The 25,692-nt window shown below is 69.9% G+C and carries 27 protein-coding genes; 23 read left to right on the top strand and 4 right to left on the bottom strand.

The genetic code is table 11. The features are described 5' to 3' along the window. Positions 1-13: 13 nt before the first annotated feature. From INT51_RS17710 to uppS, 6 genes are all read left to right on the top strand, one after another. Positions 14-307 carry a hypothetical protein gene (locus tag INT51_RS17710; RefSeq protein WP_193106664.1) on the top strand — a complete coding sequence of 98 codons (294 nt, stop codon included), beginning with the start codon at positions 14-16 and terminating at the stop codon, positions 305-307. 204 nt (positions 308-511) lie between these two features. After that, entirely contained in the window at positions 512-1,141 is a 630-nt protein-coding gene (locus INT51_RS17705; protein ID WP_193106663.1) for a hypothetical protein, read from the top strand. Next, positions 1,134-1,748: a hypothetical protein gene (locus tag INT51_RS17700; protein WP_193106662.1), complete on the top strand. Its 615-nt coding sequence runs from the start codon at positions 1,134-1,136 to the stop codon at positions 1,746-1,748. Before INT51_RS17705 ends, INT51_RS17700 begins: the two co-directional genes overlap by 8 nt. A 47-nt stretch (positions 1,749-1,795) precedes the next feature. Beyond that, complete coding sequence (locus INT51_RS17695) at positions 1,796-2,857, top strand: MerR family transcriptional regulator (RefSeq protein WP_193106661.1); 1,062 nt, start codon at positions 1,796-1,798, stop codon at positions 2,855-2,857. Between the two features lie 34 nt (positions 2,858-2,891). Next, a complete protein-coding gene (locus tag INT51_RS17690; RefSeq protein WP_193106660.1) occupies positions 2,892-4,181 on the top strand; it encodes an MFS transporter in 1,290 nt (429 codons plus the stop codon). A gap of 10 nt (positions 4,182-4,191) precedes the next feature. After that, positions 4,192-4,923 carry a polyprenyl diphosphate synthase gene (gene uppS / locus INT51_RS17685; RefSeq protein WP_193106659.1) on the top strand — a complete coding sequence of 244 codons (732 nt, stop codon included), beginning with the start codon at positions 4,192-4,194 and terminating at the stop codon, positions 4,921-4,923. A 40-nt stretch (positions 4,924-4,963) separates the two neighbouring features. Here uppS and INT51_RS17680 read toward each other — a convergent pair whose 3' ends face one another. Then, positions 4,964-5,503, bottom strand: coding sequence for a GrpB family protein (locus tag INT51_RS17680; protein WP_193106658.1), 540 nt, complete (start codon positions 5,501-5,503; stop codon positions 4,964-4,966). A 38-nt stretch (positions 5,504-5,541) separates the two neighbouring features. Further along, positions 5,542-6,276: an aminoglycoside phosphotransferase family protein gene (locus tag INT51_RS17675; protein WP_193106657.1), complete on the bottom strand. Its 735-nt coding sequence runs from the start codon at positions 6,274-6,276 to the stop codon at positions 5,542-5,544. Between the two features lie 283 nt (positions 6,277-6,559). On the opposite strand from INT51_RS17675, the gene INT51_RS17670 reads away from it, so the two are divergent. From INT51_RS17670 to INT51_RS17660, 3 genes are read left to right on the top strand one after another with little or no spacing between them, the layout of a single operon-like run. Further along, on the top strand, positions 6,560-7,582 hold the full coding sequence (locus INT51_RS17670) for an ATP-binding cassette domain-containing protein (protein ID WP_193106656.1): 1,023 nt from the start codon (positions 6,560-6,562) through the stop codon (positions 7,580-7,582). Continuing rightward, positions 7,579-8,418, top strand: a complete 840-nt coding sequence (locus INT51_RS17665) for an ABC-2 family transporter protein (protein WP_193106655.1) — start codon at positions 7,579-7,581, stop codon at positions 8,416-8,418. The genes INT51_RS17670 and INT51_RS17665 overlap by 4 nt, the downstream gene beginning before the upstream one ends. Next, positions 8,415-9,209, top strand: a complete 795-nt coding sequence (locus INT51_RS17660) for an ABC transporter permease (protein WP_193106654.1) — start codon at positions 8,415-8,417, stop codon at positions 9,207-9,209. The genes INT51_RS17665 and INT51_RS17660 overlap by 4 nt, the downstream gene beginning before the upstream one ends. Positions 9,210-9,806: 597 nt before the next feature. On the opposite strand, the gene INT51_RS17655 is transcribed toward INT51_RS17660, so the two are convergent. Continuing rightward, positions 9,807-12,275 carry a family 78 glycoside hydrolase catalytic domain gene (locus INT51_RS17655; RefSeq protein WP_193106653.1) on the bottom strand — a complete coding sequence of 823 codons (2,469 nt, stop codon included), beginning with the start codon at positions 12,273-12,275 and terminating at the stop codon, positions 9,807-9,809. Between the two features lie 112 nt (positions 12,276-12,387). Between INT51_RS17655 and INT51_RS17650 the strand changes: the two genes are divergently transcribed. The 7 genes from INT51_RS17650 to INT51_RS17620 all read left to right on the top strand — a co-directional run bounded on the left by INT51_RS17650 (position 12,388) and on the right by INT51_RS17620 (position 17,746). Continuing rightward, complete coding sequence (locus INT51_RS17650) at positions 12,388-13,392, top strand: BadF/BadG/BcrA/BcrD ATPase family protein (RefSeq protein WP_193106652.1); 1,005 nt, start codon at positions 12,388-12,390, stop codon at positions 13,390-13,392. A 136-nt stretch (positions 13,393-13,528) separates the two neighbouring features. Then, positions 13,529-13,996 (top strand): nuclear transport factor 2 family protein, encoded by a 468-nt coding sequence (locus INT51_RS17645; RefSeq protein ID WP_193106651.1) that lies wholly within the window; start codon positions 13,529-13,531, stop codon positions 13,994-13,996. 10 nt (positions 13,997-14,006) lie between these two features. Continuing rightward, entirely contained in the window at positions 14,007-14,681 is a 675-nt protein-coding gene (locus INT51_RS17640) for an HAD family hydrolase (protein ID WP_193106650.1), read from the top strand. Between the two features lie 135 nt (positions 14,682-14,816). After that, the gene (locus tag INT51_RS17635) at positions 14,817-15,299 is read left to right on the top strand and encodes an HIT family protein (protein ID WP_193106649.1); all 483 of its coding nucleotides are present in this window, start codon (positions 14,817-14,819) and stop codon (positions 15,297-15,299) included. Positions 15,300-15,301: 2 nt separating this feature from the next. Beyond that, entirely contained in the window at positions 15,302-16,036 is a 735-nt protein-coding gene (locus INT51_RS17630; protein ID WP_193106648.1) for a phosphotransferase enzyme family protein, read from the top strand. 146 nt (positions 16,037-16,182) lie between these two features. After that, a complete protein-coding gene (locus INT51_RS17625) occupies positions 16,183-17,163 on the top strand; it encodes a phosphotransferase enzyme family protein (protein WP_193106647.1) in 981 nt (326 codons plus the stop codon). 106 nt (positions 17,164-17,269) lie between these two features. Beyond that, positions 17,270-17,746, top strand: coding sequence for a VOC family protein (locus INT51_RS17620; RefSeq protein ID WP_304502240.1), 477 nt, complete (start codon positions 17,270-17,272; stop codon positions 17,744-17,746). A gap of 91 nt (positions 17,747-17,837) precedes the next feature. Here INT51_RS17620 and INT51_RS17615 read toward each other — a convergent pair whose 3' ends face one another. After that, positions 17,838-18,725, bottom strand: a complete 888-nt coding sequence (locus tag INT51_RS17615; protein ID WP_193106646.1) for an AraC family transcriptional regulator — start codon at positions 18,723-18,725, stop codon at positions 17,838-17,840. Positions 18,726-18,859: 134 nt separating this feature from the next. On the opposite strand from INT51_RS17615, the gene INT51_RS17610 reads away from it, so the two are divergent. The 7 genes from INT51_RS17610 to INT51_RS17580 all read left to right on the top strand — a co-directional run bounded on the left by INT51_RS17610 (position 18,860) and on the right by INT51_RS17580 (position 25,629). Next, positions 18,860-19,051 (top strand): ferredoxin, encoded by a 192-nt coding sequence (locus INT51_RS17610; protein WP_193106645.1) that lies wholly within the window; start codon positions 18,860-18,862, stop codon positions 19,049-19,051. Then, positions 19,048-20,301: an NAD(P)/FAD-dependent oxidoreductase gene (locus tag INT51_RS17605; RefSeq protein WP_193106644.1), complete on the top strand. Its 1,254-nt coding sequence runs from the start codon at positions 19,048-19,050 to the stop codon at positions 20,299-20,301. The genes INT51_RS17610 and INT51_RS17605 overlap by 4 nt, the downstream gene beginning before the upstream one ends. After that, entirely contained in the window at positions 20,282-21,532 is a 1,251-nt protein-coding gene (locus INT51_RS17600) for a cytochrome P450 (RefSeq protein WP_193106643.1), read from the top strand. Before INT51_RS17605 ends, INT51_RS17600 begins: the two co-directional genes overlap by 20 nt. A 99-nt stretch (positions 21,533-21,631) precedes the next feature. After that, complete coding sequence (locus INT51_RS17595; RefSeq protein ID WP_193106642.1) at positions 21,632-23,038, top strand: extracellular solute-binding protein; 1,407 nt, start codon at positions 21,632-21,634, stop codon at positions 23,036-23,038. Further along, complete coding sequence (locus INT51_RS17590) at positions 23,035-24,042, top strand: carbohydrate ABC transporter permease (RefSeq protein ID WP_304502239.1); 1,008 nt, start codon at positions 23,035-23,037, stop codon at positions 24,040-24,042. The genes INT51_RS17595 and INT51_RS17590 overlap by 4 nt, the downstream gene beginning before the upstream one ends. Further along, a complete protein-coding gene (locus INT51_RS17585; protein WP_193106641.1) occupies positions 24,042-24,971 on the top strand; it encodes a carbohydrate ABC transporter permease in 930 nt (309 codons plus the stop codon). Before INT51_RS17590 ends, INT51_RS17585 begins: the two co-directional genes overlap by 1 nt. Before the next feature lie 34 nt (positions 24,972-25,005). After that, positions 25,006-25,629 (top strand): histidine phosphatase family protein, encoded by a 624-nt coding sequence (locus INT51_RS17580; RefSeq protein ID WP_193106640.1) that lies wholly within the window; start codon positions 25,006-25,008, stop codon positions 25,627-25,629. Positions 25,630-25,692: the final 63 nt, after the last annotated feature.

Below are 25,692 nucleotides of genomic sequence, written 5' to 3'. Positions count from 1 at the left end.
GAAGGGACCTCACGTGACCACCTACACCACGATCGCCCACCGCGGGACCGGCAAGGGCACCGCCAGCTTCATCCTCGGCATCTGCTCCCTCCTCGCCGGATGGGTGCTGATCGCCCCCGTCATCGGACTGTTCCTCGGGATCTCCTCGCTCGGGAACGAGCCGACTGCCCGCGGCCGCGCCGGCTGGGGCATCGTTCTGAACGTCCTGGCGATGGTGGGCTGGATCATCGCGATCGCCCTGCTCGCCGTGACCGGGGTGGGCATGGCCTTCCTCCACGGTGACCTGGGGTCGCTCTTCGGAGCCTGAACGCCGCGGGCGGGCTTCCTGTCGTCGGCGCGAGCAGGCGACGAGCGCCGCGCGGACGGACGGACCCGCTCAGCGGGGTGGTGGCGGGCGGAGGAGTCGCGCATAGTGGGAATTCGAGGTCGTCGCGTCCGGGCTCCGGGCCGAGGCGGCATCGCCCCGCCGACCGTCTGACGACGATCGGCGAGCACCAGCTGAGGAGTCGATGTGAGCCACCGCCGCCGTTCCCGCCACAGGCTGGAACTGGAAGACCTTCCTGCCGACGTCGCCGCCGCCCTCGAGGCGGCCGTCGCCGGCAAGGACGTCGCGCTCACCCGAGCCGGGGACCCGATCGGCACCCTGGGATTCCGCTCCTCCACGCTGGAGGGCACCGTCCTGGCCGAACCTGCACTGCCCCGGGAGCAGAACGCGCTCCCCGAGGGGGTCACGGTGGTTGCGACCGCAATGGAGCTCACGGACTCTGTGCGGCGCCGCCTCTCCGATGAGCTCGGGGAGAGCTACCTCGTCCTCGATCTCCAGGAAGCCCCGCCCAGCTCTGACGTCCTGCTCACCCCGCCCATCAGCCCGCAACTGGTGGGCGCGCTGCGCCGGCAGTTCCCTCGCGCCCGCCTGCTGATCACAGAGATCGAGGACGAGGAGCTCGGCGTCCACTACACGGGCCCCGTCAGCCGGATGCTCGAGGCAGGAGCTTCCGGCTATCTCCCGCCGCGCCCGATCACCGAACTCGCCACTGCCGTGCATTCCTACCTGACCACCAGCAACCGGCCGGCACTCGAGCGTGCCGAAGCGGATCTCGATCAGCTCGAGTCCGACCAGGGCAGGCGCCGCCTTGACTGACAGCCGGCTCGACCTCGCACGCCTCCTCATCGAGTCCCTCGCCAGCGCATGCCCGGGATCGACTGTCGAGCTCCGCGGCTCCCTGGCGGCAGGCACGGCCGACGAGTTCAGCGACATCGATCTGAGGTGGACCGTCCCCGAACACCTCTTCGGACAGGCCCGGGGATCGGCGCCGTCGGCGATCGCGTCCATCACCCCGCTGCTCTCCTTCCGCTCCGATCCCGACTGGCAAACCTCGCCTTCCCGGCGACTGCTCTTCGCCCGCTTGGCCGGGGTGCCGGTCTGGTGGCGGCTCGACCTCGAGGTGCGGACAGCAGTCAGCGACGACGCCGACAGCACGCCCGCCCCGTCTCAGGACGACGTCGAGTGGGACCCGTACGAGAGCGCCCTCCAGAACGCCCTCGCGACAGTCAAAGCCGTGGGGCGAGGCCAGGAGGAACAGGCCGACGACCTGCTCGTGCGCGCCTACGAACGCATCGCCCTCGACCCCCTCGGGACCAGCCGCACGGATCGGATCATCGAGCTTGCCGAGATCATTGCAGGCGCCCGCCCCCATCTGAGGGGGTTCGCCGATGACGTGATCGCGGAAGCCTCCGCCCGCTTCTGACTCGGCACCAGTCCGAGCCGCACCGCCGCACGTGCCAGGATGCGTGGATGGCCGACGAGCAACTGCTGACGATCAGCACCTTCGCCCGTGCGGTCGGCGTCCCCGCGAGCGCCCTGCGCTACTACTCCGCACAAGGAGTCCTCGAGCCGGCGGACGTGGATCCCGTGACGGGCTACCGCTACTACGCGCCGTCGCAGATCGAGACCGGAGTACTCGTACGTCGCATGAGGTCCGCCGACGTCCCGCTGTCCGTGATGCGTGAGGCGCTCGCCGGCACGGGGCAGAATGCCGCCTCACTGCTCACGGGCCTGCTCTCCCACCACGGCGCGATCTCCCGGCACCGTGAAGTTGCCCTGCGGGACCTGCTCGACACGCTGCGGCCCGACGACAGGTCCCGTCACGCCGCGCGAGCTCTTGTCCCGGGCGCCGTCCTTGCCAGCGCCGTCCGACAGGTCCTGGCGGCGACGGCCTCCGCGACGAGCGATGTCTCGGGGCTCGTGTGGACGGTGGGGCCGCGCGGCATCGAGCTGATCGCGACCGATCGGTACTGGCTCGCGCATCGCCGCGTGGGGGCACAGACCGAGGGGGACGAGGTCCGTGCGATCGTGCCCGTCTCGGACGCGAACTCCCTCGCCGAGATCTGTGAACGTGCTGGTGAGGTGCATATTGAGCTCTGCGGCGACCAACTGACCATCCGCGGTGCGGACAGGTCGCTCCTGATGCGATCCGAGACGGTCGAGCGCGCCGTGCCGGATCTCGGCCTGCTGGTCTCCACCCAGCCACCCGCCCGTGTCGTCACCGGATTCCGTCGGGCGGATCTCGTGGATCTCCTCGCGCGACCATCCCTCGGGGACACGCTGCGGCTCGTCGCCCAGGCGGAGAGCGCCACCTTTTTCGCGGATCCCCCGCTGCACGGATGGGCGTCTGCCCCGCGAGCGGACTGTGATCCGCTGTCGATCCTGCTGCAGCCTGCACTTCTCGCTGCGGCGGTCGCGATCTGCCCGGCGGAGGAGGTGCTGATCTCCCTGACCGACGAGAGCACACCTGCGCGGGTCACCTCGCCGGTGCAGGACACTCTGACGCTTCTGGTGATGCCCATGCGAGCTTGACCTTCACGCCGCTCGAACCCTCAGCCTCCTTGGCATGAGATCACGCAACTCCTCCCGACTGCCTGCCAGCTTCCATCTGTGGTGGGCGGTCTCCACCCTCGGCGCCGCCGCCGATTCGATGCTCGCCTTCGCCCTGATCTGGATCGCGACCGGCCATGGTCCCGGGGCAGTGGCGCTCGTGAGCACCTTGTCCGTGCTGCCTCGGATCGTGCTCCTCCTGTTCGGAGGGGTCCTCGGCGACCGTCACGGACCGCGCAGCATGCTCGTCGCCACCGCGGGCGCACAGACCGTCGCCGTGATCCTGCTGGCTACCCTCAACGGTGGCGCGCCGGGGGTCGCGGCCCTGGCCACGACGGCCGCGGTCATCGCCGTCATCTCCGCATTCCAGCAGCCGGCCGCGATCGTCTATCCACGGCTGCTGCTGCGCGACGACGACCAGCTGCCCCGGGCGCTGGCACGGATCTCCGGGAGCATCCATGCGGCGCGCATCCTCGGCGTCGCCTCTGGCGGGCTCGTCATCACCGGTTGGTCCCTGCATGTCGCTCTGGTCGCGAACGGGTTCATCGCGGCGTGCATGATCACGGCACTCCTCGTGCTGCGACCCCATACGCCGGTCGCTCCCACTGCACCTGGCGGCCAGGGCGGAAGCATCTGGACAGCGCTGCGGGAGGGGATCCGTTCCGCGCACGAGCTGCGGATCTGGCCCTTCCTCCTGGCCGTCGCGCTCCTGTGCGCGGCAGTGCTGCCGGTGGTCGCCGTCGTGCTGCCTTCCACCGCACGGGCGAACGGATGGAGCGCAACCCAGGCGAGTCTGCTCGAGTCGGCATGGGCCGCGGGGATGCTGGCCGTGACGTTGCTGATCTCGTTCACCGGAACGACGACGAGGCAGATTCTCGCGCTCACCGGTGGGCTCATCGTCACGGCGCTCGCATTGGTCGCGCTGGCCCTCCCGATCACGGCACCGCTGGCCATGGCCGCATCCGTCATCCTCGGTGCGGGAACGGCTCTATTCACCACACACATCGCGCCGGCGCTCCTCCGGCTCGCGCCCGTCGGCCAGATGACCCGTTTCCAATCGCTCATGGCTGTCGTGCAGCTGGGTCCGCCGGCGCTGGTGAACGCTCCGTTCGCAGCGCTGTCCGGTAGCGGCCGCTCCGGCGTCGCCATGCTCCTGGCCGCCGGGATGGCCGGCCTTGCGGCCCTGTGCATCGCCCTCACCATGCGGAACCGACGAGGCATCGATCTCGACCTGCGGGGATCACCCCCTCCCGACATAGCGCGGGATGACATGGGGAGCTCCGTCCCTCCGCAGCACAGCCCGTAGTCTCAGCCCCATGCCCCCTCTTGCAGCTGCCTCCTCTGCGACCCAAGTGCAGGTCGGCGCGCCACGGCCCCGTCATCTGGGCCTCATCATGGATGGCAATCGCCGTTGGGCACGCGCCGAGGGGCTGGCAGATATCAGCGAGGGGCATCGCGCTGGAGCCGAACACCTGACCGATCTGCTTGCGTGGGCGTCCGCGCGAGGTATCGACCACGTGAGTGTGTACGTGCTGTCCGCCGACAACATCCGCAAGCGCGACTCCCTGGAGATGCAGTTCCTCTTCGCGCTCATCGAGACCGTCATCCCCGACCGAGTGCGCGCGGCGGAACGATGGCAGCTGCATATCAGCGGTGACCTCGAGCTGCTGCCCTCCTCGACACGAGACGCCCTGCTCACCGCGGTCCAGGACACGAAGGACAGACCTGGGCACCTGACCCTGGCCATCGGATACGACGCCCACCAGGACATCCTGGACGCTCTGCGCCGCGCGGTCACAGATCTGCCGAGCGGTGACCCGAGCTCGCTCACGGTGGAGATGATCTCCTCTCGCCTCGCGGGCGGGCCGGTGAAGGACATCGACCTGATCATCCGCACGGGCGGCGACAGCCGCACGTCCGGGTTCTTCCCCTGGCAGAGCAAATCTGCGGAGCTCTATGTCAGCCCGGGGCCCTGGCCGGCTTTCACGGAACGCGACTTCGACGAGGCACTCGCCTACTACGCGGCCCGGCGCATGAGCGCTCAGTGATCATTGATGCACCGAGCCCGGCAGTCCGCAGTCCGGTCACTCATGTGCGCCGACGCCACGCGCGCGCCTCCACCATGAGGCGGTCCACGACCTCCTGTTTCTGGTCGACGTACGCGGAGCGGTGATCGGCGTATCGGCGCGCGAGATCGAGCTTCATGGACTCGTAACTGCGAGCGGCCTCCGGCACCGCGCGCAGGTAGTCACGGAAGAGCCGATGACCCTCGAGCGGCGCCGACCCTAGTCGCATGACGTGCACGTGGTCGGTGCGGTGATCACCGACGATGCGGTGCAAGAACGCGTGATCAGGGTCGGAGGCGAAGGACTCGGGACGATGCACGAATCCGGCCACCTCGAGAGCGGCCAGCACCTCGGGGTCCAGGGCCTCCTCGACGTCGCGGACTCCCACGGCCACGTCGATCGTGTCCTTCGAGGACAGGCCCGGCACGCTGGTCGATCCGACGTGCTCGATGACAGCGTCCGGCAATACGGCATGGATCTCCGCCGCCGTCGCTGCGAACCGCGCAGGCCACCCCTGGTCGTAGGGAACCAGCTCGACAGTGGTGTGCGCTCTGCTCGCCATGTCCTCACCGTACGGCTCGTGGCGTCCCGACGGATCTGCTACTCCGCCATCCCGTCGCCCAGCACCACCTGGAACACTCCGAGGTTTCGGGCGAGGTAGCGGCGATCCGTCTCCGCCCAGCGGACGGCACGTTCAGCATGGGCGCGGCGCCCGGCATCTCGGCACGGGTCGTCGAGAACAGCACTCTCGGCCATGATGATCCCCTGTTGGGCCCGCTCGATGGCGCCGAGCATCCGCGCGGTCGTCATCGTCGGGTCGTAGGCGTCGCGAAACCCGCGCAGCCGCCCAGCCTGCTCGGCGGGTGTGGTTCCGGGGACGTCGCCGACGCACCAGGTCCAGGCGGCGTAGCCGACGTCGGCCGACGGATCGCCCCCGTGGGCTGAGTCCCAGTCAATGAGGGCGACCGGCATCCCCGCCCGGCAGATCACGTTGAAGGGGCCGGGATCGCCGTGGACCAGGGAGGCCCCCGGGCCCGTGAGGTCACTGTCCTGAGTGAGCGCGTGAAGGTCGCGAAGGATGCGGGCCATCGCCGCGTACGACCGCTCGTCACGCTGGGCGGGGTGCTCCGTGGTCACCCCGCCGATGTACTCGAAGGTGTCGCGGCCCTTGTCGTCAATCCCGAGATAGCGAGGCGCATATGGGAATGCGTGAGCATTCAGCCAGGCCACGGCGGAGGAGGAGAATTCGGACCTTGCGCTCCTCGGGCGGCGCACGGTCTCCCCGACGCGGACCACGCCCGCAGTCGTGTTCCCTCCCTCGAGCGGCTGTTCCATAGGGACATCCTGCCCAGCTCCGGCCGTACACGCCACGGCTTTCCCGATCTCCCTCTTGTCGGCCTCACGCCCGGCATATCCGTGGACGCGGAGCGCCGACCGAGGTAGCCTCGACCCCGTGCATCTCATGACGCGAAGTAACGCGGGCCGCTAGGTCCGCCCCGTCCCACCCCCTGCCCACGGAGACGTGCGGGGGGCCGGATGATGCGCCGGCCGGCGGCAACGCTGGCATTTCTCCCGGTCATCGCGGCATAGCCGCGCGCTCAGAGATCAAAGGCGCTTCATGTCTGCTGCACGCCATACTTCGTCATCCCAGCCCGCTATCCGGGCCGCTTCCCTATCCAAGTCCTACCGCCGTCACCATCAGGATCCCGGGATCCGGGGCGCACTGGGCGCCTTCGTGCGCCGCCGCACCGAGGAGCGGCTGGCCCTGGCCCCGCTCGACCTCGAGGTCGCACCGGGCGAGTTCGTGGGCCTGCTCGGCCCCAACGGCGCCGGCAAGACCACCCTGGTCAAGCTCTGCTGCGGCCTCATCCGCCCCACCAACGGCACGGTGAGCGTGCTCGGGCACGAGCCGGCGCGGCGTCGGGCCGAGTTCCTCCAGTCGATCGCCGTGGTGTTCGGCCAGAAGTCGATGCTCTGGTGGGACGTCCCCACGATCGACTCGATGCTCGTCCACAAGGCGATGTACGCCCTGGACGGCCCGACGTACCGCCGCCGGGTCGGCGAGCTCACCGAGGTCCTGGACCTCTCCGCGGTGATCGACATCCCCGTGCGTCGGCTCAGTCTCGGCGAGCGCATGCGATGCGAACTCGCCCTGTCGCTGCTGCATTCTCCCCGCCTGCTGTTCGCCGACGAGCCGACCATCGGCTTGGACGTCACCGCGAAACAGGCGCTGCGGTCGATGCTCGCCCGGACCAACGAGGCGCTCGGCACCACGATCGTGCTGACCAGCCATGACATGGACGACGTGGAGGCGCTGTGCCGTCGGATCCTCCTGGTGGCAGGCGGGCACCTCACGTTCGACGGGGACCTCGCCGGACTGCGGGCGCGCATCGCGCCGCGGCGCCAGATCCGCACCGTGCTCGATCGTGCTCTGAGACCCGAGGAGCTGCCGACAGGGGCGACTCTGCTCGATCCCCGCACCGTGCTCCTCGAGGCGTCGGAGGAGGAGCTCGAGGGCGCCGTCGCCTCGGTCCTCGCCCTCGGCGGCATCCGCGACCTGAGCGTGCAGGAGGTCGACCTGGATGCCGTGATGGCCCGCGTCTACGCCGAGCAGGCCGGCGCAGGACGGGGGCAGCGATGAGCGTGGTGATCTCCACGGCGCCGCGCCCGGCAGGGCGCCATCGCGCCCTGCTCGCCACCGGGATCGCCCTGTTCGGGCGCGACCTCACGGTGACGCTCACGAATCGGGCCTGGGTGGTGCTGCTCCAGCTGGGAGCGGTCACCCCGCCAGTCGTCTCCCTCCTCGTCTGGACCGGCGCCATCGCCCGAGGGGCCACTCCACCCGTGCCGGCCGACCGGATCGTCACCTGGTTCGTTCTGGTCGCGGTGGTCTCCATGGTCACCTCGAGCTGGACGGCATCCTTCCTCGCCGAGGACATCCGCACCGGCGGTCTCTCGATCTGGCTGGTGCGGCCGTGCCCCGCCCTCGCCCACCTCGTGGCCAACAACCTGGCGGAGAAGGCGGTGAAGATCGTCGTCCTGCTGCCGATGGTCGTCGGGCTCGGGCTCGTGTTCCGCCGACAGGTGCAGCTGCCGACGGACCCGTCGGTCTGGGCGGCCGCGCTGGGCGCGCTGGTCTGCGCGGGGATCCTCTCCTTCGTGCTCGACGTGCTCATCGGCTGCCTGGCATTCTGGTTCGAGGACGTCGCGGGCGTGCAGGGGATCGTGGTCCTCGCCCAGCGGCTGCTGTCCGGAGCGGTCGTCCCGCTGATGCTCCTGCCGGCCGAGGTACAGGACGCGGTGCGCTTCCAGCCCTTCCGTTTCACCCTCGCCTACCCGCTCGAGGTCCTCACGGGCTCCGGAACCGCCGAGCTCGCGGACTGGCTCGCGCTGCTCGCGTGGACCGGGGCCTCGCTCGCAATGCTCGCCCTGGTGTGGGCACGGGGCGTGCGACGGTACGAGGCGGCCGGCGCATGATCGGCCGGATCGTGTCGTGGTGGCTGGCGTGCTGGCGCCAGGCGATCACCCGTGACCTGCAGTTCCGCACCCAGACGCTCCTCATAGCGATCGGCGCCCTGGTCGACGTGGCGATCTCTCTCGTGCCCGCCCTGGTCCTCGCCCAGACCGCCCGGACCAGCGAGAACGGCTGGGACGAGTCCACGGCAGTGCTGGTGGTCGGACTGTTCACCCTGTCGACCGCCGTCCTGGACACGGTGATCGGGCCGAACCTCCTGCGCCTGGACTCCGCCGTGCGCACCGGGGAGCTCGACCTCCTGTTGATCCGGCCGGTCCCCGCCTTCCTCGCCCTGACACTGCGCTGGGTGCGTCCGGCCGAGGCGACGCGCCTCCTGGTGGGGCTCGCGCTCGTGATCGGCGCACTCTCGATGGCCGGCGACGTCCCGACGATCGGGGGCGTCCTCGGCTGCCTGGTGATGATGGCCCTCGGGGTCGGGGCATGGACCCTGTTCTGGATCAATGCGAGCTTCCTGTCCTTCTGGTGGGCCTCGGCCGAGCCCGTCCAGGCCATCGTCGGGGCGCTGCGCGAGGCGGGGCAGTACCCGGGGGCGGCCTTCCGCCGGCTGCCGATGCTCGGTTTCACGACCCTCGTGCCCGCCCTGCTGCTGGCCACACTCCCGGCACAGGTGCTGCTGGGCGGTGACCTGGGCGGCCCCCTGCTCGGCGGTGCGGCGGTCGTGGGCATCGGGGTCGCGTTCACGGCCGTGCACTGGCGGATCGCGATCCGCCGCTACGACAGCGCGAGCAGCTGAGCAACTGGGCAACTGGGCAACTGAGCCGGCGGCACGCGACGTATCCCGTGGCGCCAGGCGTGCAGGGTGCGGCATATACGGGTTCCTTGCTCACCTGACGCCACTGGATACGAGAAGCTGCGCGCAGCACCGCCGCGTCGAGCTCGGGCTCCCCTCCCCTCCGCGCTCCCCTGCAGAAGTGCTGAGGGGCCCAGCTGTCCGAACAGGCCTCGTATCCACTGGCACCAGGCGAGCAGCCAGCGCCATATACGGGCTCGCTGCCCGCGTGACGCCAGTGGATACGAGGCCCCTGCACCGCCCGCCCGCGGCCAGAACCTGTGGCGGGGTCCTGCGGCAGGACCCACCGGCACGGCCACGCGGCCGGGTTCCACGGCGTGACCCCGGGGCCGGCGGAATCACGGCTGGACGGGGCTGGGGCACCGCGGCGCGGCGCGGCGCGGCGGGGCGTGACGGGGCGTGACGGGGCGTGACGCGGCGGGGCGTGACGCGGCGGGGCGTGACGCGGCGGGGCGTGACGCGGCGGGGCGGGACGCGGCGGGGCGGGGCGCGAGCGCTGCGGGGGCCGAAGCAGCCGGCGAGCGACCTGCTCCCGGCCCTTCACACCCGGATCGTGCTGATCCCGGGGCCGATCTCCCGCTCCACGGATCCGCACCGCACCCGGGCGGTGGCGTTCGCGGGGATCAGCACCTCGAGCACGCCCGCCCCCTGGTCGTAGCGCACGTGGACGTCCCCGCGGATGGTCGGCACCGTGCCCTCCATATGGGTGAGCGGCCCGGGCTGCGGGGCGATCTCGAGCCGGGCCGCCCCGGGAGCCACGACACGGACCCCGAGCACCCAGCGGGCGATGACGTTCACGGGCGCGGTTCCCCACGCATGGGAGTAGGTCATGTTCGGCTTGAGGGAGGGGTCCCAGGCCTCTGGGACGATGCTCGCTCCCAGGTCATCGATCAGATGCAGCCAGCTCCGCTCCCCCCGTGAGGTCATGAGGGCGTGCGCCTCCTCGGCGCGGCCCAGGGTGAACAGTGCATCCAGGAGGAACTGTGCGCCGTACACGCTCATGCGCATGCCGCCGGCCGCCAGGAAGTCCCCGATCGCGTCCTGGCGCTCCGTCGGCGCGAGGCCCAGGGCGACCGGGATCGCGTTCGCGTGCTGGGAGGCGTGCTCGGTGCCGATGCCGTCCCGGAAGGTGCCGTCCTCGCGCACCAGCTGGGCCTCGATCCCCTCGCGCCCCCGGTCGGCGAGCGCCGCGTGATGATCGGCCTCGCCGCGTCGGCCGAGGACCGTGCAGATCCTCGCGAGGGTCTCGTGCGCGGCGACCTGGAAGGCGTTGAGCACGGTGTTGACCGGGGTGAACTCGAAGTCGTCGCGGCAGGTCTGCGGCCAGTCCACGAGGTCCGCGTCCCAGGAGCTCGACGGGCCGGGATCCTTGTGGACCAGTCCGTCGGCCTGCACGTTCCGGTCGTAGGTGGCGCGGCGCCACAGGTCCAGGTCGGAGCGCAGCTGGGCGTCGTCACCGGTGGCGAGGTAGTCCTCCCAGGCCACGAGCACGGGCATGAGGTGGTATTCCGCCGGCCAGGTGGGCCGGCGGGTGAGGAACTCGGTGGAGGTGCGGGCGAGGGCGTAGCTGCGCTCGCAGGCGTACTGGGAGAGCTGATTGACGAAGGCGTCCCCCTCGTAGGGCCCCCGCTCCCGGGCGGGGGTGTCGAGGTAGAGATCCAGGGAGGTGGCCTCGATCGAGTACCGGCACAGCTCGTGGACGCGGTCCAGGTCCGGGTCCGACGTCGTGAACCGCCCCGTGTGCCGCGGCGCGCTGCGCAGGATCACGGGCGTGACCTGCAGATCCTCGACCTGCCCGTCGAGCAGGCTCAGTTCGCCGTAGCGGAATGCCCGGTACCCCCAGTGCTCCACCGCCTGCCTGCCCTCGCGGAGGGTCCATGTCTCTTCGTACACGTTGCCCGTGGGCATCGAGGAGATCACCTGTCCCGCCGCATCGAGCTGCTCACCCAGGTGCACCTCCACCCGGGCCCCGCTGCTGGCGAGGCACTCCACGCGCAGGCCGCCGACGACCTCCCGTCCCAGATCGAACGACCAGGTCCCGGCACCACCGGGTACCAGCCGCGCAGGTTCGCCCCGCACCTGCTCGAGGTTCACGATCGCGGCCGCGGGCGGGCCGGGCAGGGGCGGCGCGGCGGTCGCCGGCACCCACCCGGAGTCGTCGTATCCGGGCCGCGTCCACCCCACGGGCTCCTCGCGCAGGTCCCGGTCCTCGGCGGGAGCGAAGTACCAGCCGCCGCCGATGCTCCGCCGCCCCGGCAGCAGGCCCTCGCCCGACCGGGCCCGCCAGGTCCCGGGAGCGGTGGCGTGCTCGAGCCGGGTGCCGTCCTCGAGGATCACCACGAGCCGCGCCGCGAACTGCTGACCCTCCTGCGCCCAGGCCAGCGCCGCGAGGGCATTGGGCCCGGATCGCAGCGGGGCGGTGACGTCATAGGTGTGCAGTCGCGGGCGATGGTCCGGGCTGCGAACGCTCGCAAAGCCGGTGACCTGCCCGTTCACCCAGACCTTGACCACGTGCTGACGCCCGCCGTGGGGACCTGCGGATCCACCGGGACCACCCTCCGGCGAGAGCCCGAGCACCTCGAGGAGGGCCGCGCGGATCGGGGCGTCGGGAAGGTCGATCTCCGTGCGCAGCAGGGCCCAGGGCGCACCGTCGTCGGCCCAGATCGGTGCCGCGGCCCAGTGCTCCGGAGCGCTCGTGAAGGCGGCCGGCACTGACCATTCCCCGCAGACCGTGGTGCTGACCTGCACCCGCCACCAGTACGGCGTGGACGGCTCCAGGGGCAGGCCCTCGACCAGGACCCCGGTGGACTCCGCCGAGGCGACGGTGCCCGAGTCCCACACCGGCGGGTCGAACGACGGGGAAGCGGCGATCTGCAGCCGGGAGGAGCGCTGCCGCGCGTCCCCCAGCATCGGCACGATCCACGAGAACCGCGCCGCGTCCCTGCTCACCCCCGCAGCGCGCTCCTGGAGATTCAGCAGCAGACCGGTCGGGCGGGTGGATGAGTGCATCGGGCGCCGTCCTCCGCTCGTCATGAAACGACTCAGGAAGGCTAGCAGGCGGCCTGCTCCCGGCCTCGGACCGAGGGGCGGGACACCCCGACCCGATGCTAGGTTCGCCGACATGATCCAGGCGATGGCGCAGGGCACGTTCGTGATCGGCATCGACGCGGGCGGCACGCATACGCGCGTCGCCTGCGTCGACCTCGACGGGCGTCGCCTCTCGAGCGCCACTGGCGGCGGAGGCAGTCCGACGCACAATGATGATGCCGAGGAGAACGTCCGCTCGACGATCACCCGTGCCCTGGACGGCGCCGACCTCGATCCCGCCCGCGCCTCGGCCCTCGTGGCCGGAATGGCAGGCTTCAACCGGACCGGATCGAATCAGGGCCTCGGGCACAACCACCGGTTCGCACACTTCGTCGCGATCGACGGCCTGACGTGCGAGAAGCTCCTCGTCAACGACGCGGTAGTCGCCCACCGCGGTGCCCTCTCGGGTCGAGCGGGCATCGTCGTGGTCGCCGGTACCGGGTCGATGATCCTGGCGATCGACGAGCACGGCGTCGAAACCGAGAGCGGTCAGCTCGAGCACTACGCGGGCGCCGCCCGACACCTCGTGCACGACGTGGTGCAGCGGATCCTCATCGAAGACGGCGACCCGGCAGATCCGCTGCACGCCGCCGCGCTCGAGCACTTCGGCGCCGATGACGCCCACGGGCTGCGGCAGGCCGTGCTGCGGAGGTCCGCGGGCAACCGCAACGACACCAAACGCAGTTACGGGGACTTCGCACCGCAGGTCACCGCACTGGCTGACGAGTCCGCCCTGGCCGACGTCGCCCTGCGACACCTGGCCGAGCGCACGGCCCGGGGCGTGCAGCTGCTGGCTCCCCTGATGGCCGCGGACCCCGCGCCGGTGGCGTGCACGGGGTCGATGGCGCGTGATCTGAGCTTCCGCACGCGCCTGGAACACGCCCTGACCAGCGGTCCGTGGCGCGCGGTCGAACTGGTCCCGCCGCGGCTCGACCCCCTGGGCGGTGCCTCGCTGCTCGCTCTCGAGATGGTCGGCATCGATCCGGACGACTCGATCCTTCAGAATTTGTCGCCGGCGCTGGCCAGCGCAGACGCCTGACGAGCAGCGCGACAGCACGCTGCACGACGGACCTGCCGCGCCACGGCGTGCGCTGCACTCCCATGCGCCCGTGTAGTCATTGACAACACTGTTGTCGCTGTCTACATTCGTGGTCTGTCATCCAAGGAGAACTCCCATGAACCCAGAGACCGATCGCGCGGCCATCCTCGAGCTCTTCGGCCGGTACGCCGATATCGCCGACATGAAGAGCTTCGACGAACTTCCCCGACTCGTCCACACCGACCCCTTCACTCTCGACTTCGAGTCCGTCGCCGGGATCCCGGCGACATCGACCCCACTGGACGACTACGTCGACGTGCTCCGCAGCTCCTTCGACCCCTTCGTGGCGACGCACCACGTCATCACGGGCCACGTCATCACCATCGAGGGCGACCACGCCAGGGCGCACGCACACGTACGAGCCGAGCACTGGGTACCCACCCAGACCGCTGACGCCCCCAATCGTTGGCTGGTCGTCGGCTTCTACGACAACCGCGCTGTGCGCACCCAGGCCGGCTGGCGGTTCAGCCACGTCACGCTCACCGCCACCTACCAGGAGAACGCGCACCTGCTCGCCCGCCATGCCGACGGGGCCCGTCACTAAACTCGAGCCCATGCTGCTCCTCCTCGACCTCGACAACACCCTGGTCGATCGCGACCGGGCGTTCTCCCGGTGGGCGGAGCAGTTCGTCGGGCAGCACCGGGGCGACGAGGCGGACCTGCAGTGGCTCCTCGAGGCCGACGCGCACGGCTACACGCACCGAGCAGCGCTCGCCGACAGCCTCGGCGACCGCCACGGTCTCGCGACCTCCCGGGACGATCTCGTGCAGACCCTCCTGCTGGACCACGTACCGTTCGTGCGGTGCTACGACGGCGTGCTCGATCACCTGCAGAACCTGCGATCCACCGGGCACACCCTGGTGATCGTCACCAATGGCACTGTCGAACAGCAGACCCGCAAGGTGGAGCTGACCGGCCTGGACGCTCTGACCGATCGGGTCGTGATCTCGCAGGCGATCGGCGTGAAGAAGCCAGCACCCGAGATCTTCGCTGCCGCCACGGACGGTTTCCCGGCCGACGGCATGACCTGGATGATCGGTGACCATGCCGAGGCCGACATCGCCGGCGGGCGCGCGGCCGGCCTCCACACCGGGTGGGTCGGCCACGGCCGGCAGTGGACCCATCCCGAGCTGCCGACCGTCCGCGCCCCCACCACGCTCGAGGTCCTCGAGCTGATCGAAGGCGGAGAGCGGCCTCCGACCTCACCGAATCCGGCCACGCGGCGCTGAGAACACCAGCCGTTCCCCGGCGCTCTTTCGAGCGCGGGCATACCTCCTCACCAGAACTGGGCGCGGTGTCCAGCACGAGTTCGTAGCGCGTTTCGCGAGCGCCCTACCCCACGAAGGGTCTGCGATCATCAGGTCATGACCATCGATGTATGCGTCTTCTGTCGGATCTCCACACGCGAGCTCGATGCTTCAGTCGTGTTCGAGTCCGCGAGCGTCCTGGCATTCATGGATGTCGACCCGGTGACCGCCGGTCACGTGCTCGTCATTCCGAAAGCCCACCTCCCCGAGCTCTCGGACCTCGGCGATGCCATCGCCACCGAGATGTTCGCCGTGGCCAGGGCCGTTGCGGCAGCTCTGCGAAGGTCGTCGCTGCCCTGCGAAGGGATCAACCTCTTCTACGCCGATGGTGAAGCGGCTTCCCAGGAGGTCTTCCACTCCCACATGCACGTCTTCCCACGGTGTGCCGGCGACGGATTCACGATCGACGCGCGATGGGGATCGAACCCGCAACGCTCCGATCTCGACGACCACGCGGAACGGATCCGCTCCGCTCTCGAGCCCACGCCTCCTGGTCGAGAGCGCGACGAGCGTCCGGTGTGGGCGCCGGCGAGGAGGTGACGATGGAGAATCCGCGAGAGGTCCGGATCGACGGGGAGACCGTGCGGCGCCCCCGGAAGCCGTGGACCGAGACCGTGCATGCGCTGCTGCGGCATCTGCGCGAGCTCGATCTCCCGGTGCCCGAGCCCCTGGGCCTCGACGAGAGCTTCGAGTACGTGAGCCTCGTCGCCGGTCTCGGCGGGGACGAAGCCTGGCCCGACGGGGTATCGGTCGAGGGCGCGCGATCGCTGGGCCGGTTGCTGCGCACGGTTCACGGCGGTACGCGGGAGTGGACACCGCCTGTCGGCGCGCTGTGGTCGGTCCCCCATGACTCGGGGCCGATCATCTGCCATGGCGATCCGAAGCCCGGGAACGTCGCATGGATCGATGGCCAGGCAGTAGGACTGTTCGACTGGGACGCCGCGAGGCCTGGCACCCCGATCGACGACCTCGCCTACGCCCTCCTGTGGACGACCCCTATCGATGCCGACCCGCCGACACCGGAGTACTCGGCAGCGGAGGCAGCTCTCCGTCGCGAGCGCGCCGCTGCCTTGCTGGAGGGTTACGGCTGGTCTGGTCCGCTCGACGTCGTCGAGGTGGCTGTCCGCCGCCACGAACTGGCGATCGACGAGGTGGAATGGCTCGGCGAGCGCGGCCACGAGCCCCATGCGAGCTGGGTGGCGCAGGGATGGCCGATGCGATGGCGTCGCGACCTCGAGGCCATGCGGGGTGCGGGCCGACGGGTGTTCCCCGCTTGATCTCGGCCACACGCGACAGCAGCACGTGAACCAGATCACAGAAGTCGTGCGTCAACGGGTCGCCGCCTGGTCCCCTGACCATGGCCTTGGATCGAGGACAGCGGAGCATCTCTCCCCTCCTCAGCTGGCGCGGAAAGGACCTCCTCATGATTGCTTCCGAGACGCCGTCGGACCTTCTCCAGGAATGGAGCACCGTTCTCGGCCATCACCCGCACGTCGGTCCCGAACAGCCAGGTCGAGACCTCTGGCCTGTCACCGCCGAGGACGGCCGGGAGTACGTCCTGAAGCGACTGGGGCCGTGGCGGAATCTCCCCGTCGCGGATCAGGCCCGGATCCTCGCGCATCTGTCCCGCAGCGGTGTCGAGGTGGCGGAGTTCGTGATCACCGATGATGCTCGGCTCTTCGCCGGCGAGGTCGAGGACTCGTTCATCCTCCTCCCCCACCTCGCGCACGACCGGATCGATCCGGCGGAGTCGCTGCCGGTCGAGGGGCTCGTCGGCCGGTCCGTCGCCCTGCTGCACCAGGCCCTCGCCGCCTACCCGTGGAGCGCGAACTCCTATCGCGAACTCATCACCGAGAGCCTCGATGGTGAACTGCTCCTCCCGGACGACGTGCGGGAACTTTTCGCACCTCAGCGAGCAGAGGTCACCGCGGCGATCGATCCGCTCGAACTCCAGCTCGTGCACGGCGACCTCACGCCCGACAACGTGCTCGTCTCCCGCTCCGAAGGCTCCGCAGCCTTCATCGATCTCGACCACCTTCCGCTGGCACCTCGGGTATGGGACATCGGCAAGTACCTCAGCCGGCGGCAGCGACGCCTTCCTCCGGCAGCGGCGCTCGAGAACGTGTCCCGGTTCGTCGCCGGCTACCACCACGCCTCTGCCCTCTCAGAACCCGAGCTCCGAGCACTGCCGGCCGCGATCACCGCGATCAACCTGCTCGAAGCGTCGTGGACGACACGCATACTCACCGGCCGCCTCGAGCGGCGCCTCCTGCCCGCGCAGAAGGCTGAGCTCGAGCCGACCCTCGACGCCCTGCGCTGGCAGTTCCGGCACGAACCCGACCTCGCCGACGCTGTGCGGGCAGGGGTCGACCGTGCTTCTTCCCCCGAGGCCGCCGCTCGCTGAGATCTTCTCCCGAGCCTCACCCGCTGTGCGTCGACGCGGCCGCCTCGTAGCCGACCCGGTTACTCGCCGGGCCTCGTGTTCGTCGGCCCTTGTGCCTACGATTCCCGTGAGCCGTCGGCACGACGTCGACGCCATCGTCGAGGAGGACGCCATGCCCGCAGCACTCCACCCCTACCTGAACTTCGCCGGAAACTCCCGCGAGGCCTTCGAGTTCTACGGCCGATGCCTCGGTGCGATCCCGAATTTCGCCACCTTCGGCGAGTTCCAGGCAGTCCCGGAGGGCGACCCGAGCGCCGACAAGATCATGCACGGCAGCCTCGAGGTCACCGATCTCATCCGCCTGTACGTCTCCGACGTCATCGAGGGCATGAGCCCCGAAGGATTCGTCCAGGGCAACAACGTGACGCTCTCGCTGATGGGCGATGACGAGACCCTGCTCCGCAGCGCCTACGAGAAGCTCTCCGAGGGCGGCACCATCACCATGCCCCTGGAGAAGCAGATGTGGGGCGACGTCTACGGCAGCTTCACGGACCGCTTCGGCATTGTCTGGCAGGTCAACATCAGCGGCACCGAGGAGAACTGAACGCTCCACAGTCCGAGTCGCGTGCCCGTCGCCCTCGCCCGCGCGGTGAGGGCGACGCAGACGCGCGCCGGACGAATGGCCCGACGACCGTTCATGGTCGGATGGAGTCGGCGGCGTACGCACTGGGCGGTACCGAGAACCTGGCGCGGAACACTCGCGAGAAGTACAGCTGATCCTCGTACCCGACGAGGCGGGCGACCTCACCGACCCGCAGTCCCGTGGTGCGCAGCAGCGTCGCCGCTTCCTGCATCCGCGCCGAGCGCACCCAGGCCGTGACCGAGGATCCGAGATGACGGACGAAGAGTCGTTGCGCGGTGGAGGTGCTGCACCCGCCGGCTGCCGCGACATCGGCGACGCGCAGCGGAGCGCGCAGATTCTCGGTGACGTAAGCAGTCATGAGCCCGAGCGAGGTCGGGGCACGGCTCTCGGGCCCGGTGACCCCGGCCCATTCCGCCCCCTCGGCGACCAGGATGTCACCGAGCGCCCGGAACACCTGCTCGTCGAAGGCCGCTTCGGTGTAGCGCTCCACGACATAACGGCCGAGATCCGCGAGTCGTCTGGCGACCCCGGTGAAGGCATCGACCTGGAGGGGCAGGTCCGCGCCCGGCCCCTCCACCGCCGATCCGTGCGTCCCAGACCGTGCGGGATCCTCCAGGAGCGGGTCACCTGGGAGGTGCGCCACGAGCGGTACGACCGGTGCGCCGTGGTCGTACCGCGGCACGACATGAACGGTGCCGAGCCGGAACGGTGAGGTGCGATCGGCCCGATACTCGACATCGTGCCCCCAGGGCAGGCGAAGTGCCGTTCCGGCGGTCATCCGGAATTCCTCGCCCCGGGACCGGATCACTCCGGCGCCCTCGAGCACCCAGAGATAGCACTCGCTCATGACGCACGGATGGACGATGTGCTCCCGGGACCGGAAGGCGTACCAGTTCGCCGCCACGACCACGGGCCCGGCGGAACTGCGTGCATGATCCATGCAAACATGCTACAGAGCTGTCGGCTGCGCGGATTATCCATACCTTGATCGCGCCCGCCATATCGGACGCGTTCACATCGACCTAGATTGAATATCTCTGCTCGACGACCGCCAGCCCTCCGAGGAGCTCTTCGATGCGCATCACCGCCGACACGACCGCCTGCGTGGGCGCTGGGCAGTGCGCCCTCGTGGCCGGGAACCTCTTCGACCAGGACGACGACGGGATCGTCGAGCTCCTCGAGGACACTCCCGCCCCCGCCGACGAGGCACTGGCCCGCAGGGCGGCCTCGCTCTGTCCCTCGCACGCGATCACGATCGCGGAGTGAGCGTGCGGGTCGTGATCGCGGGCGCCTCGATCGCCGGCCTCAGCGCCGCCGAGGCGCTGCGGCGCGAGGGCTTTCGCGGGGACATCGTCCTGCTCGGGGACGAGTCCCACGCGCCCTACTCCCGACCGCCGCTGTCCAAGCAGGTCCTCGACGGGAGCTGGTCGCCGGATCAGGTCACCCTGCGCACCCCTGTCGAGATTCGCGCGCTCGGCCTGGACCACCGGCACTGCCGTGCGACCGGCCTGGATCTCGCGGCTCGGGAGATCGCCACGACGGAGGGAAGGCTCGGATACGACGCCCTCGTCCTCGCTACCGGGGCCGAGCCCACGCGACCGGGCGCAGTCCCGGGGGTCGATCGTGCCCTCGTGCTGCGCACTCTCGACGACGCCCTTGCCCTGCGCGAGGCAATGTCCCGACCGGGTCGCGACGTCGTCGTCCTCGGAGCAGGGGTCCTGGCCTCGGAGATCGCCACCGCCGCTCGCCGCGCCGGGTGCCATGTCACGCTCGTGGGTCGCAGCGGCGCACTCACTGTCGGCACCATCGGGCCCCTGCTGACCGACCGGGTGGCCACCCTGCACGAGACGAACGGCGTCCACCTCGAGCTGGCCGCGGGCGTGCGTGCCGTGGAGGACGTGGCGCCCGTCCCAGGCCGGTCGGCCGCGACCGGCACCCCTCGCCATCGCGTGACCTTGGGTGATGGCCGGGACATCCTCGCCGATGTCGTGGTCGCGGCGACCGGGAGCAGGCCGCGGACGGACTGGCTGCACGGATCCGGACTGCCGATCGAGGACGGTGTGCTCTGCGATGCCCACGGTCGCGCAGCCCCGGACGTGCACGCCATCGGCGACGTCGCCCGGTGGATGGACCCTGCCACCGGGGTGAGCACCCGCGTCGACCACCAGACCAGCGCCATCGACCAGGCGCACCATGTCGCGCAATCCATCCAGGGCGCTCCCTCCCCCGCTTCCCCGGTGCCGTTCTTCTGGTCCGGGATCCACGGGACCCGTCTCCAGGCGTACGGCACTCTCCCTGCCGATATCCCACTCACCATCCTCGAGGAGTCCGGCGGGCGCGCCTTGCTGGCCTCCCTCGATCCACGCAGCGGGCGCACCCTCGGCATCATCGGATGGAGGGCCGCCCGCGCGTTCCGCGACGCCCGACCCCTCGTCGACCGCGACCGTCAGCTCGCGGGCGCCGGAGCCGGAACCGCCGATTCTCCAGGAGTTCGAGATGTCCTGCCCCTTCCATGACCCCCAGCAGCTCCCCCGCGATGGCACCCCCTTGCGCCCCTCGCCGACCATCGCCCACTGGCGGGACGCCGCCCCCGCCGTGCCGCTGCTCTACGACGACGACCACGTCGGGTTGGTCGTGACCCGGTACGACGCCGCCCGTGCCATCCTGTCCGACCCGCGGTTCAGCCAGCTCCCCCACCGCATGCCCACGGCCGTCGGCCATCAGCGCCCTCCGGACACGGCGCAAACGGCAGAGACAGCAGAGTCGCCGGGGCCCGATCCCCTCGATGACCAGGCGAAGGCGTCCATCGACGCGGCGAACCTGCTCGCCCTGGACGGTGCGACCCACCAGCGCATGCGCCGCGGGATCACCGGTCGTTTCTCCGTGAAGCAGGTGCGCACGCGGCAGGAATGGGTGGGTCGGCGGATCACCCAGCAGCTCGACGAGCTCACCCACGGCAGAGAGGCGGCGGGCGAGGCGGATCTGTTCGCCTCCTACGCGCAGCCGATCGCCGCCGCGACGCACTGCCTCGCCATCGGTGTCCCCGACGATCTCGTGCCACGGTTCCGGGAGCTCTTCACGGAGCCGGCGTCCCTGCAGGCGAAGTTCGACTTCATCCGCAAGGTCGTCGCCCGGCGGGAGGGGGATCCCGGTGAGGACGTCATCACCGACCTGCTGGCCTCGGACTTCTCCCGAGTGGAGGCCGAGGGGCTGGTCTTCCAGCTGATGAGCGCCGGGCACGACTCGGTGGCCTACCTGATCGCCACCGCCTCGGTCGCTCTGCTCAGCCAGCCCGAGCAGGCGCAGGCGATCCGAGAGGATCCCTCGCGACTGGCCGGCGCGGTGGAGGAGTTCATGCGCACCGGCGCGATGTTCCTGACGCTGTTCCCTCGCACCGCGACCGAGGACGTGGAGATCGAGGGCGTCGTGGTCGAGCGCGGGCGCACGGTCTCCGTCTCCCCCGTCGGCGCGAACCGGGACCCGCAGCGGTGGGAGCGGGCGGAGGAGTTCGACATCGAGCGCGATGCCTTCGGCCACCTGGGCTTCGGTCACGGCCCGCACGGATGCATCGGCCAGCAGCTCGCGCGCCTCGAGATCCGCGAGGCGATCCGTCAGCTCCTGGAGCGCTTCGAGGACCTCCGCCTGGTGGACGCCGAGCAGACCCGCCCGCTGCCCTTCGCCAATCCGGTGGCGACCTATGAGGCAGGCGCCGTGCGGGTGAGATGGGGTGACGCCGGCTCGCAGTGACGGCAGCCGCCTCTGCTCTCGGCGGAGGCTCCCTCACCGCTCGCTCTTGAAACGTTTCCCGCAGGACTTCCGCCGGTCAACGACGACGAACGGAGCACCATGTCCCCCTTTCCCCCCACCAGGCCCTCCTCACACAGCATCTCCCGACGACGGGCCCTCGCCGCCCTCGCCACAGGCGCCGCAGCCCTCAGTACCAGTGCCTGCACAGTGATCGACGACGGCGCCGTCGCTCCCGATCAGATGGACCTGGAGCTGCACAAGGAGCCCGCGCCGGGACGGCAGAACACCATCGAGCTGTTCAACATCTGGGGCGGCCGCACCGGCAACGCCTGGGTGCAGCTCGCCGAGGTCTACGAGGCGTCCCAATCCCACACGGCAGTGCGCGTGACCTACGCGCCGATGTCCGGGAACACGCAGATCCGCCTGCAGACCGCCATCGCCGCCGGCACCCCACCGGATCTCGCCTTCTGCACCCCTGATGAGTACCCGCAGCTGGCCGGCTTCGGGGTGATCGCCACTCTGGACCGCTACATGAGCGAAGCCGGGCTCGCAGGGGATCAGTACCCCGCCGCCGTCTGGGACCAGATGACGAAGACGGATGCGATCTACGCGCACCCGGTGCTCGTCGACGTGAACTTCCCGCTGTTCTGGAACAAGAAGGTCTTCGCCGATGCCGGTCTCGACCCGGACGTCCCGCCGGCCACCATCGACGATCTCGACCGTATGTCCGACGCGATCCTCACCAAGGGCGGGAGCCAGATCACCCGCATCGGCACCGTGCCGTGGGACTACTACGGCTTCAGCAACTCGATGTACACCTGCGGGTTCGCCTTCGGGGGCACCTTCATGAGCGAGGACAACGAGGTCGCCACCCCCGACCATCCGCACCTCGTCGAGGCCCTGACCTGGATGTGCGACTACGCGGAGCGAGTGGGCGGAGCGAGCCGCCTCGCCATCACCTCCCCGTCGCAGACGCTGCCCACCATCGCCAGCGGGAACCTGGGCCTGGCCCCGATGACCACGGCCGACGCCCAGAACGTCTTCCTCAACGGCGACCCGGAGACCGTCGACCTCGGCGCGGCCCTGTTCCCCTACGCCGAGGGCCTCGGCGAACCCGGCAGCGCCACCTGGCTGGGCGGGTACGACCTGTTCATCCCCGAGGAGTCGACCCAGCACGACGCGGCCTGGGACTTCCTCCAGTTCGCCACCGTCTCGGACGAGGGGACGATGACGAACTACGAATCCAGCACCCTCGTTCCCGGCTACTCGCCGTCCCCCGCGCTGGAGGCGCTCGCGGAGGACCCGCGCCTCTCGATCTACCACGAGGCGCTCATCACCTGCCGGAACATCCGCCCGACCATCCCCGTCTCCGGCCTCTACACCACCTCGCTCGACACCAATGTGAGCGCGGCGATCTACGGCCAGCTCTCTCCCGAGGCGGCGCTCACGAAGGTCGCCGACCAGGTCAACGCAGCGATGGATGCCTACCGTCAGGAGAACGCGTGAGCACCGGAACCGTTCCTCACCCCGGGGGATCAGCCCCCGTTCCCACGACGTCGAGCCCGCGGCGCCCACGCCGCCCCGCGGGCAATCGGTTGACCCGCTGGATCCCCCGCACCCGGTCGCAGCGGCACACCTTCTGGTGGGGGCTGTTCTTCACCTCCCCCGCGCTGATCGGCCTGGTCTTCTTCACCGGCGGCCCCGTGATCGCGAGTGCCGTCACCAGCTTCACCAATGCGAACCTCCTGGGCAGTGGGACCCGGCGCTGGGTCGGCCTGGAGAACTACGCGACACTGCTGCGCGACGAGCAGTGGTGGAGCTCCCTGTTCAACACGTTCTTCCTGACCATCGTCTCCGTCCCGCTCGGCATCGCCGTCGCCCTCGGCCTCGCCCTCCTGCTGAACTGGCGGGTCCGCGGCATCGGCTTCTACCGGGTCATCTTCTACATCCCCTCGATCGTCCCGGTGGTCGCGAGCGCCGTGGTCTGGGCCTACGTCCTGAACCCCCAGTACGGCGTCCTGAACAACCTGCTCGGGGTGGTCGGGATCGAGGGCCCCGGGTGGCTGAGCGACCCCGCCTGGTCCAAGCCCGCCCTGATCCTGTTCGGCCTCTGGGGCACGGGGAACCTGATGGTGATCCTGCTGGCGGGCCTGCAGGGCGTACCGCAGGACCTCCTCGAGCAGGCGTCGCTGGACGGCGCCGGGGCCCTGCAGCGGTTCCGCAACGTGACAGTCCCGTTCATCAGTCCCCACCTGCTGTTCGCCGTGATCACCGGGCTCATCGCCGGCTTCCAGTACTTCACCCCGGCCTTCGTCCTGACCGGTGGCAACGGGGATCCGGCCGGCTCGACGCTGGTCTCCGGGGTGTACCTGTACCAGTCGGCCTTCTTCAACTACCAGCTCGGATATGCGAGCGCGATCGGGTGGGTGCTCTTCGTGATCATCGCGCTCGTCTCGATAGTGGCGTATCGCCTCATGGGACGCCGCGTCTACTACGGAGGTGCTGCCTGATGACCACGATCGAGAAGCCGGCCGATGCCGGCCGCACCGGCGCCGAGCCGGACACGGCCACCCTCTCCCCGGGGGTTCGCCCACGACAGCGCCCCCGCACCTGGCCCCAGATCGCGGAGTCGATCGCCAAGCACGCAGTGCTCATCACCTTCAGCCTGGTGTTCCTGCTGCCGCTGCTCTGGATGGTCACCGGCTCGGTCAAGACCCAAGCCGACATCGGGGCCTTCCCGGTGGAATGGTTCCCGGACACGATCACGACCGGGAACTTCACCTACGGGCTCTCCGCCTTCCCGCTCGGGAGATACTTCCTCAACACGCTGCTGATCAGCGTGCCCTCGATGCTGGGTGCGGCCCTGTCCAGCGCCATGGTGGGCTACGGGGTCTCCCGGATCCGCTGGCCGTGGCGCAACGGGATCTTCGCCCTGCTCATCTCGACCATGATGATCCCGTTCTACGTCACGATGGTGCCGTTGTTCATCTTCTATCGCTCCATCGGATGGACCGGGACCTTCCTGCCCCTCATCGTGCCCACCTTCTTCGGCGTCCCCTTCTTCATCTTCCTGATGCGGCAGTTCTTCCTCAGCATCCCGGAGAGCCTCTCGGACGCCGCCCGCGTGGACGGCGCGAGCGAACTGCGCATCTTCGCCCAGGTGATCCTCCCGCTGTGCAAGCCTGCCCTCGCCGCGGTCATGCTGTTCCAGTTCCTGGCCTCGTGGAGCGACCTGCTGGGGCCGCTGCTGTACCTCACCAAGTCCAGCCAGTACACCCTCTCCCTCGGGCTGACGTTCTTCCAGGGCGCCCAGGGCGAGAGCGCCACCGGTCCGTTGATGGCGGTCTCCACGATCATCCTGATCCCCGTCATCGTCCTGTTCTTCTTCGCCCAGAAGACGTTCATCCAAGGGATCACGATGTCGGGCATCAAGGACTGAGCAGGACTGGACACGCCCGTGGTTGACTCGCGACATGAGGGAGCTCTTCGTCGTCACCCACCCCGAGGCCACGCACTCCGTCGAGGATCGCGTCGGAGGATGGTTCGACTCGCGCCTCACCGCGAGAGGCCGGGCGCACGCCGAGCGCATCGCCGACGCCCTCCGCGAGAGGGTCGAGGACGCTGTGCCCGTCTTCTCCTCGGACCTCCGTCGCACCGTCGAGACGGCAACGATCCTTGCGAACCGGCTCGGCGCCGATCCGGTTCTGCTCACCGGGCTGCGGGAGAAGTCGTACGGCGAGGCGGAGGGTCGCCCCAACGCGTGGCTGCGCGAGCGCTTCATCTCACCCCCGGTGCACGGCGAACGCCTGGACCACGACGAGGGCATCCCCGGCTCGGAGACGAAGCTCGCGTGGGCACGGCGCGTGTACGCCGGGATGGACGCCGTGACGGCGGGCCCGGAGGCCACGAAGATCATCGTGACCCACGGCGGCTCCGCGACCTTCGCGATCGCCCACTGGCTCGGCATGCCCCTGGCATCGCTCGACCGCGTCAGGTTCCGCGTGAGCCCCGGAGGCATCACCCACCTGGCCGAGGACGACAGATTCCATGACCGCACGCTCGAGCGCCTGAACGACACGCGACACCTCGGCGGGTGAGCATCCTCTAGCCTCGGGCTTTCATCGTTGAGGTGTCCGAGGGGTGGGTCGTGATGGGTGAAG

Origin of the sequence: Brachybacterium sp. FME24, from assembly GCF_014897705.1 — a bacterium.
GTDB lineage: Bacteria > Actinomycetota > Actinomycetes > Actinomycetales > Dermabacteraceae > Brachybacterium.
Note: the sequence above shows the minus strand (reverse complement) of the source record. Positions and strands in the feature narration are given on the sequence as shown.